This window comes from Vibrio lentus, from assembly GCF_002875945.1.
Lineage (GTDB): Bacteria > Pseudomonadota > Gammaproteobacteria > Enterobacterales > Vibrionaceae > Vibrio > Vibrio apostichopi.
Genome location: NZ_MCZK01000033.1, coordinates 1 through 7,737 on the forward strand (window position 1 = coordinate 1; position 7,737 = coordinate 7,737).

Annotated in this window: 5 protein-coding genes and 4 pseudogenes; 3 read left to right on the forward strand and 6 right to left on the reverse strand. The window is 39.4% G+C overall.

Annotated elements, in window-relative coordinates:
* The first annotated feature begins 225 nt into the window (after nucleotides 1-225).
* Nucleotides 226-1,254 carry an IS630 family transposase gene (locus tag BCT49_RS02690; RefSeq protein ID WP_102434042.1) on the forward strand — a complete coding sequence of 343 codons (1,029 nt, stop codon included), beginning with the start codon at nucleotides 226-228 and terminating at the stop codon, nucleotides 1,252-1,254.
* A 178-nt stretch (nucleotides 1,255-1,432) separates the two neighbouring features.
* On the opposite strand, the pseudogene BCT49_RS26070 reads toward BCT49_RS02690, so the two are convergent.
* Nucleotides 1,433-1,894: pseudogene (locus BCT49_RS26070) on the reverse strand (flagellar hook-length control protein FliK); the annotation flags it as partial.
* 810 nt (nucleotides 1,895-2,704) lie between these two features.
* On the opposite strand from BCT49_RS26070, the pseudogene BCT49_RS26075 reads away from it, so the two are divergent.
* Nucleotides 2,705-3,062, forward strand: a pseudogene (locus BCT49_RS26075) (IS21 family transposase); the annotation flags it as partial.
* 108 nt (nucleotides 3,063-3,170) lie between these two features.
* On the opposite strand, the gene BCT49_RS02710 reads toward BCT49_RS26075, so the two are convergent.
* Complete coding sequence (locus BCT49_RS02710) at nucleotides 3,171-4,400, reverse strand: hypothetical protein (RefSeq protein ID WP_133151636.1); 1,230 nt, start codon at nucleotides 4,398-4,400, stop codon at nucleotides 3,171-3,173.
* A 275-nt stretch (nucleotides 4,401-4,675) separates the two neighbouring features.
* Here BCT49_RS02710 and BCT49_RS02715 point away from each other — a divergent pair.
* A pseudogene (locus BCT49_RS02715) lies at nucleotides 4,676-5,121 on the forward strand (transposase); the annotation flags it as partial.
* A 476-nt stretch (nucleotides 5,122-5,597) separates the two neighbouring features.
* Here the strand turns inward: BCT49_RS02715 and BCT49_RS26080 are convergent.
* The 4 genes and pseudogenes from BCT49_RS26080 to BCT49_RS02735 all read right to left on the reverse strand — a co-directional run.
* A pseudogene (locus BCT49_RS26080) lies at nucleotides 5,598-5,814 on the reverse strand (transposase); the annotation flags it as partial.
* A 163-nt stretch (nucleotides 5,815-5,977) separates the two neighbouring features.
* Nucleotides 5,978-6,697, reverse strand: a complete 720-nt coding sequence (locus tag BCT49_RS02725) for a thioredoxin domain-containing protein (protein ID WP_102434039.1) — start codon at nucleotides 6,695-6,697, stop codon at nucleotides 5,978-5,980.
* Nucleotides 6,691-6,939 carry a hypothetical protein gene (locus tag BCT49_RS02730; protein WP_133151637.1) on the reverse strand — a complete coding sequence of 83 codons (249 nt, stop codon included), beginning with the start codon at nucleotides 6,937-6,939 and terminating at the stop codon, nucleotides 6,691-6,693. Before BCT49_RS02730 ends, BCT49_RS02725 begins: the two co-directional genes overlap by 7 nt.
* 223 nt (nucleotides 6,940-7,162) lie before the next feature.
* Complete coding sequence (locus BCT49_RS02735; protein WP_102434041.1) at nucleotides 7,163-7,603, reverse strand: ribonuclease HI; 441 nt, start codon at nucleotides 7,601-7,603, stop codon at nucleotides 7,163-7,165.
* Between the last annotated feature and the right edge of the window lie 134 nt (nucleotides 7,604-7,737).

Consider the following 7,737-nt stretch of genomic DNA (forward strand, 5'->3'; position numbering starts at 1 on the left):
AATTACGCAACAAAGCCATTAAAGATAGTAAAGGTAGACTTCAGAGGGGGGATTGGGAAGATTAGTGAAAGTTTGGATGATAATACTATTTTTATTTGTTATTTGTTATTTGTTAGGACAGTCATTTATTTAATGGTACTTAATCCGTACCTAAATCAGACCTTATATACCCGTGATCATTGAAGATGCTTGATTTTCAATGAAATCAGGATCATGCTACTCACCATGAAAATGGTACTAACTCCTGAGCAAAAACAACAACTCGAACAGATGCACAATACTGAGCGTGATCGTCGAGTATGCGACCGTATAAAAGCTGTCTTGCTAGCTTCCGAAGGTTGGAGCCCGACTATGATCTCTCAAGCTCTTCGTATCCATGAATCTACAGTTGCTCGTCATCTTAGTGATTATGCTCTATCTGAAAAACTTAAACCTGAGAATGGCGGGAGCCAGAGTCTACTTTCTGATACTCAGACGATGCAGCTCATCGAGCATTTGACTGAGAAAACCTATTTTCATACGCGTCAAATCATTACTTACGTCGAAGCTGAATTCGGTGTGAGCTACACCGTTTCTGGGATTAATAAGTGGTTACATCACCACGGTTTTTCATACAAAAAGCCCAAAGGTGTACCACATAAGCTAAAGCCTGAAGAGCAGCAAGTATTTATCGAGTATTACAACGAGGCACTTAAGCCCAAGGATGCGCCTGTACTTTTCATGGACGCCGTTCATCCAACTCAGTCAACAAAACTTAGCTGTGGCTGGATCCGTAAGGGGCAGGATAAGCTAATTGAAACGACAGGTAGCCGTACTCGAGTGAATCTAATCGGTGCTCTGTCATTGAAAAATATCAGCGCGACGATCACAGATACTTATGAAACGATAGATAGCGAGAGTCTTGTTCGCTTCTTTTGGAAACTCAAGAAAGAGCATTATCCACTAGAGCAAACCGTGCATATTGTGCTTGATGGTGCAGCCTACCATCGTTCAGAAATGGTTAGGAATGCGGCAAAAGTACTCAATATAGAGCTTCATTACTTACCCCCATACAGCCCAAACTTAAATCCAATAGAGCGGCTTTGGAAAGTAATGAATGAGCATGTGAGGAACAATGTCTATTTTCCCTCCAAAACAGCATTCACCTCTGCTATCAAAAAGTTTTTCGATGTGACGTTACCAGAAGTTGCAGGCTCACTTGTATCCAGAATTACAGATAATTTTCAGGTACTGATACCTGCATCTTCAAGTTGAAAGGGTATAGCTAGTATAGCTACCTATCTACTTCCTCATTTCAGCTACCGACTAAGAGTGTAGACGGTAGGTGGGAATATATCCATATCGTTAACAACGCCAATCTAGCCTAGATATAATCTGACAGGCACCAACTCGAAAAGTGGGTAACTGTCAGATTAGGTCTGAATTAGTACAACTAAGCATAAAAACTGAAGCCTGTGGGCTTTAAGTTTATATTTAATTCAACCTCACTCTGACTATCTGATTGAGCACTATTACTTCTAGGTCGATGAGTATCTTCATCGCTTCCTCTTTGATTGCTTTGTTCGTGCTCTTGTCCTTGCTTTGGAGATTGGTGCTGAACTGATGAATTTTCTAATTCTACACCTTGTTGTGATAGCATTTCTCGCAAGCGGGGTAAGGTTTGTTCTATCATATCTCGAGCTTGAGCACTACTAACTGAAAAATGAATGCTTGCTATATCATTGTTAATTGCCATTCGAATTTTCATGCTTCCTAACTCTGGAGGATCTAATCGAATATCTACACCTTTTAAATTTTTGGACATCATCATCTGAATTTTTTCCATAACTTGTTCATTTGCGAGTTCTTTTGTTAACTGAAGAGGAGCTCCCTGGAGTGTTTGTATCTCTCTTCGACCTACACTTTCGTCAGTTGATTTATTAAATAACATTGTCTGTTGATAATCTAAATTTGATTCTTGCTCATCTTTTGATAGTGATTCAAGTAGACTTGCGGACAATACCTTCTTTCTATCTTCAGCACTTTCATCTATTCCTTCATGGTTTAAGATACTAGACTCCAAATTTAAGTATTTAAAAGGTTTCACCGACTCTAATGTGGACTCCTTCGTATCTAGCACATGCTCATCTGTGATGTTAGATGAAAGAATTTTGTTAGCATCAATAAGCTCGTTTAAGAGCTTCCCCCCCTCTTTTATGACAGTAGATGTATTTATCTTATTGCTATCGAAAGTTACTTTTGTCTCTCCTTTTGAAGGTTCAATATTTATTGTCCCTTCCTTGAGTGATGCCCTCTCTATAGTATTGCCATCTAAATGAACGACTTCTACTTCTTCTACTTCTTCTAGTTCTTCTACTTCTTCTAGTTCTTCTACTTCTTCTACTTCTTCTACTTCTTTTGCAACTCCAACGTTCTTTTCAATTGAAGTCTCGGAATGAACTAAATGGTTTAAAGTCTCTAAAAAAGTAGAGTTGAGTTCATCATTTTCCACATTGTTTTCTAGTTGTTCATTTTTTACTAATGGGCCTGTTTTATTGTCAACAAAAGAAAAAGAGGTATTAATAGTCATAATTACTCCTATTATTAAGGTTATTCACATTATTGAATGTATGCTTTGTTAGTCCAGAAAAAGCCATGTATTGAGCGACAATTAGATTGGCCGGTTAATCTGCTACATTCTGAGCAAACCCTCTACCGGAAAACGTTGTGCCAGGGAAAACGAATTACAGATCAACAAATAAGGCATACATGGCTAATCGAAAAGATAAAACACAAACCACCTCCGCCGCTAAAGCCGGTTTCTCTGAGTGTTTTGCTCGTCGAATTGAATCAGTACAGCGACAATTAGGCCCAATTAAGACTAGAGGTTATCGAACAAGAACTGCCCCCTCGAATCGGTCTGGAACTCAGTTGTTCTTCCACTCCTTGAACGCTCAGTGTCAATTACCTCTGTCGGTATTTTTGACCATCTTTGTGAAGAGCATGGCGATAGTTTTTCACCTAACCATCGACGCACACTAGAACGTCGAGTCCGTCAGTGGCGCCTATTACACGGAGAAGAGCCCTACATGTATGGCAATTACTTGTGAATAGCTAATGCGATGAGTAACATCGCATCAGAAAAAATGTTGGTTGCATTTGTTTGTAGGTGCGCACTAAGTGCAATTACGTTAAACAAACGACTGACCTAACAAATAAGAATCAAGGACGGCATTGTCCTTCAAAGCCTCACTAATATTCTCAATTCCCGACCGAAGTCTGCCTTTACTATCTTTAATACCAAGAATAAAAGAAGATTGAGAAATAAGCTCCCTCACTCCTCTTTTTTTATAATTTAAGCGAAGGAAATTAAGGTGCTCTTTACCATTATCAAAATCAAACATCACAATACTCTTCAGCTCTCGAACCTCCTCAATTTTATCCTCAAGCATCAACTTTAAAAGACTTTGCAGCAAGAATGGGATCGGTAATTTTTTTATGTTTTGGTGTATGAACTTAACAAATCGATAATCTTTTACTTTCAAAGCAAGAAGAGTGCATGCAACAACCCCGTCATCATCGAAATGGAAGATCGAATCAAACTTTCTTTTCAATAAACACTCATTAACAGATTTCATATTAAAATCAGGGATGTGGTGTAAAAAAATAGGGGAACTAGGTATTGTCAGATTAAAATCTTCGATTAACCTTTTATCCACATCAACACCAAACGCCATCAACAAAAACAGGTATGCAGGATTATCAGAGAAATGTTTAACGTTTTGTTTGAGAGTCGTTATCAGGCTACTTCTCGAACCTCCATAGATTAACCCCTGAAGAGATTTTACTTTAGAGTGGTAAGGTATTTTTTCAGTCTTGTAGTACAGCGCTACAATATCTTCAGCTTTGGTTAGCTCCCCCTGAATTAGTAAAGACTCATATGAATATAACAAATCAGCTTCACATTCAAATCCATCAGAGATGTTAGATATAACTCCCTCGAAGTTGCCAGCCTCAAAGTCCTTTTTTTTCCTTAAAGTATTAAGGAATGGTTTTTTAGGCTTAGATATTATTTCTTGTAAATCTTTCGGAGAAAAAGGGAAAATAGCCACGTCATCACACAAATGAACATCAATACTTCGATACACCTCATAGTCGTGACTGGGTAAAATTCCGATAATGACACTTGCCAAACGCCTAACACGAGCCAACTCATCATTAAATATGGCCTTAATTCCTTCATACTCAGAAAGGTCTATAATTAAAACCCCAACCGGATTCACTTCCAAATTCAAGTTGCCAGAGTTAATTACCCTTACATTTAGAGCGGGAACCCTTCGAGCAATGTCACTAACTAAAAACTTATTTGAAACAACAACACAATCGACCATAATCCACCATAATCCACCATAATCCACCATAATCAAATCACAAGCAAAGACTCACTATACGATATTACAACATCACGAGCCATACTGATTTCTGGGATATGGAAGAGAAAGAAAGTTGCGGTGTTGTTCTCCCCAGAACGATTAACAGAGAGGTACGCCGCATGACTGATAATACTGCTGTTTCATTGAATACACCACAAGACCCGTTTACAGAACTAATACATCAAGGGGATATCTACGGGCGATCTACCGCCTGTTTTGGAACCTTTGCTTGATTAGGGTGCGAAAAGCTTGCTAACCAACAGCAGCTGGCGCCGAAGCTCGCCAGCAGAGATGACGCGTTTGGCTTCTGGAAAGCAGTTGCTAAGTGCTGGCCTCAAAGCTCAGCAACGGTGCTAGGTACATAAGACAGCAAATGTGCTTAATAACGCGCTCAAAAGTGCACGGCCACAAATGAGGAAGCACGGCAAGATATCTGGATGGTAGGAACTAGAATGATGCTTATCACGCCTTCTCAACATTCAAAATGCTTTAAAACTAAGTATCCAAAGACAACCACCCCAATAGAATCGATGCTCTCGCCACAGTACGTTGATGCACGAACAAGACGAAGAACTTTGGAAGCAGAAAGACTATGTTGATGATGGCCTACAAGTTAATGCTCAGCACTGAGACGAAGTGGCGTCTACGAGACTTTAAACTACTCGCTGATGTAGTGAAAGATATTCGCTTCATTGACGGAGTGAAATAAATGGAGACTCATCAACAGGCTACTGCATGAACCCCATACACCACATTTGACAATAGCTCTATAACTACCACCAGCTCTCCTCCTACATCACATCAGCCTACCGGCATTTTCTGCTACGTGAGCCTTGTCATAAATAAGAGAAAATTACGGCAATCAAAGCTCACACTCACGGCCCACTCAGAAAGTCATCTAGATTGATAATTACGCTATTTGAAAAAGATATCTGCTTCATATTTTTTCTACTAGCCCTCAAGAAGTACGCATTCAGCCATTTATCCTCATTTAACAAGGCAAATGTGCAATGAATACTTACATCTTTTAAACAAAAAACATCAGTCTCAATAATATCAACCAAGCTGTCTACATGGCGGCAGATATATGTTTCGGGCATATAAAATCCTCATCTGGGGCGGGGAGTCAATTACCTCCTTCTGTGGAAGGTAGCTTTGTGTGAGCCACCTAAAAGGGGCCTTTGTTTAGTCCTGCACTAATTTTTGCTGTTCCACGCACTCCTTCCTCTCCTGATACCTAACATAACGTCGAATGATTTCTTCCTTATTTCCTACGCTATCAACAAAATAGCTTCTTTACAAAAAAACAGTTGCCCCAAAGCTTATTTCCCTTCAAATATGAACGCTTACTGAAGAGCTTTAAGGCTACTTTTCCTTTCAATACGCCTACACGATGTGATATTACCATTTCCAAAATATGTGGGAAGCTTGATTGCATCGACTCATGTTATTTATCCTCTTTGACTTCGCTAAAAATCAAGGAAGCATTTAACATGGGCTGAACTACAGGCAAACCCTAACAAAATGAAAGCCACCTACTGAATTTGGTGGTTTAGAGCTAAATATTAAAATTTGGTCAATGATTTTTTTAGAGACCTATCATCATAATTACGAGAAGCCAGGACAATAGCAACAGGCCACCTCTTGATATGCATACTCTCCATTAGCACTTCTGTTTTCTCTAATTGGTCCTGTGCGAATTGACGATAAGGAGCTAGGTCATTAGGTGCAATGTTCAGCTCCATTAAAAGTTCATGATGATTTTTAATGCCTTTCATCATCTCATGATGGTAGTGAATGTATAGATCCGGTTTGTAATAAAACAAAGCAAGACCATTCAACTCCCCCTCTCTCTCGATAGTATTATCCGAAGCCATTATCTTAATGATAACTTTACCTTCCGAGTTATTGTTAACAAACTGCTCTAACCTTACGTTCATTATAGCACACGTATCACAGTGATATTTGGTAAAGAATACCACAACATGTCGGCCTTTGGGGTTGCCTAAAAAAGGGGATAGATTGTCATCATATAACCCTTCTTTAAGGGTTTCAGGCTGAAATCGAGAAGTAGACAACATGACAGCATTATGCTTACTCTCATTATAGGTCTCACCTTGCGGCTCGCTATAGTTTAATAGTAAGTCCTTCTGAATCTCATCGGTAATCACTTTGACTCGTCTTGTTTCTCTAGCTTTTTTATCCAAGAACGTCAAGCCAAGAGCAACAAGAATAACAAACAGTGCTACACCGATATAAGTTGTGAGCTTTTCTTTATTTAACATGAAGGTATATCATTTTGCTTATTCAATAATAATGCATCAACCTTTGAGCAATAACGACCACGATGAACACCTAGCATTTTAGCGGCTTTTGTTTTATTTGAAGTATGTTCAGACATAACTAAAAACAACTCTTCTACAACCAAGGGCATGATCCAAGAGACATCAGGTAATACTGTAGCATCACTCCAAACTCCATTCATCACGACTTGCTTAATCAGCATAGATATCGAGTCTTTATCCAAAACTGCTCCGTTTGATTCCGATTTATTCTTCAGATTTATTCTCACTCTCGCTCTCAACACTGAGGAGCAGAAATTAATATTTCAACCTATTTTTAAACATTTGCCGAACCACTTTCAATAACATTCATTCTAATTAAAACATCCCACACAATCCTAACAGGTTAAACGTAAAAGAAACAACACAGCCTGCTAGCGGCCTGCCAACAAACTGTGCTCAATCTTCTTACTCAGCCTCTGCCGCTTCAACGGCTAACAAACCTGCCATGTCATTACCCTTATTACCTGAATGAGCTTTAACCTTAAACACCTCAACGTATTTCTTAGAACGTAATTCATCGATTTGTTGCCATAGATGGCGGTTCTTAACTGGCTTTTTGTCTGACTTACGCCAACCTCGCTCTTTCCAGTTATCTAACCAATCGTTGTAGCCCTTTACACAGAAGTCACTGTCTGAGTAGATAACGTCGCCATCTTGGGCATACTCTAAACCTTCGATTAATGCCATTAGCTCTAACTCGGCATTGGTAGTATTACGCTTAATGGTGATGCTATCTTGGTGCTCTAATTCACCCTGTTCGTTAAAAGCTGCGATACCAATGCCACCTTGTGTGCATCCGTGTTGATTGTTTGGTGCTGCGCCGTCTACGTAAATTGAATAACTCATTTTTTATCTCTCTCTAATTGAAAAGGGAGCCTTCGTTGGCTCCCTGTTGATGTGTTAGGTGTGTGTTCTGCTACTTGGATTAGTCTTGGCTATCTCGCAGTGCTAGACGTTGCTCCATCCATTCTTCGATTTCA

Excerpts from the sequence above, each read along its gene's own strand:
- BCT49_RS02725 (WP_102434039.1), bottom strand. The coding sequence starts at position 6,697 with ATGTTAAATAAAGAAAAGCTCACAACTTATATCGGTGTAGCACTGTTT.
- BCT49_RS02710 (WP_133151636.1), bottom strand. The coding sequence starts at position 4,400 with ATGGTGGATTATGGTGGATTATGGTGGATTATGGTCGATTGTGTTGTT.
- BCT49_RS02690 (WP_102434042.1), top strand. The coding sequence starts at position 226 with ATGAAAATGGTACTAACTCCTGAGCAAAAACAACAACTCGAACAGATG.
- BCT49_RS02735 (WP_102434041.1), bottom strand. The coding sequence starts at position 7,603 with ATGAGTTATTCAATTTACGTAGACGGCGCAGCACCAAACAATCAACAC.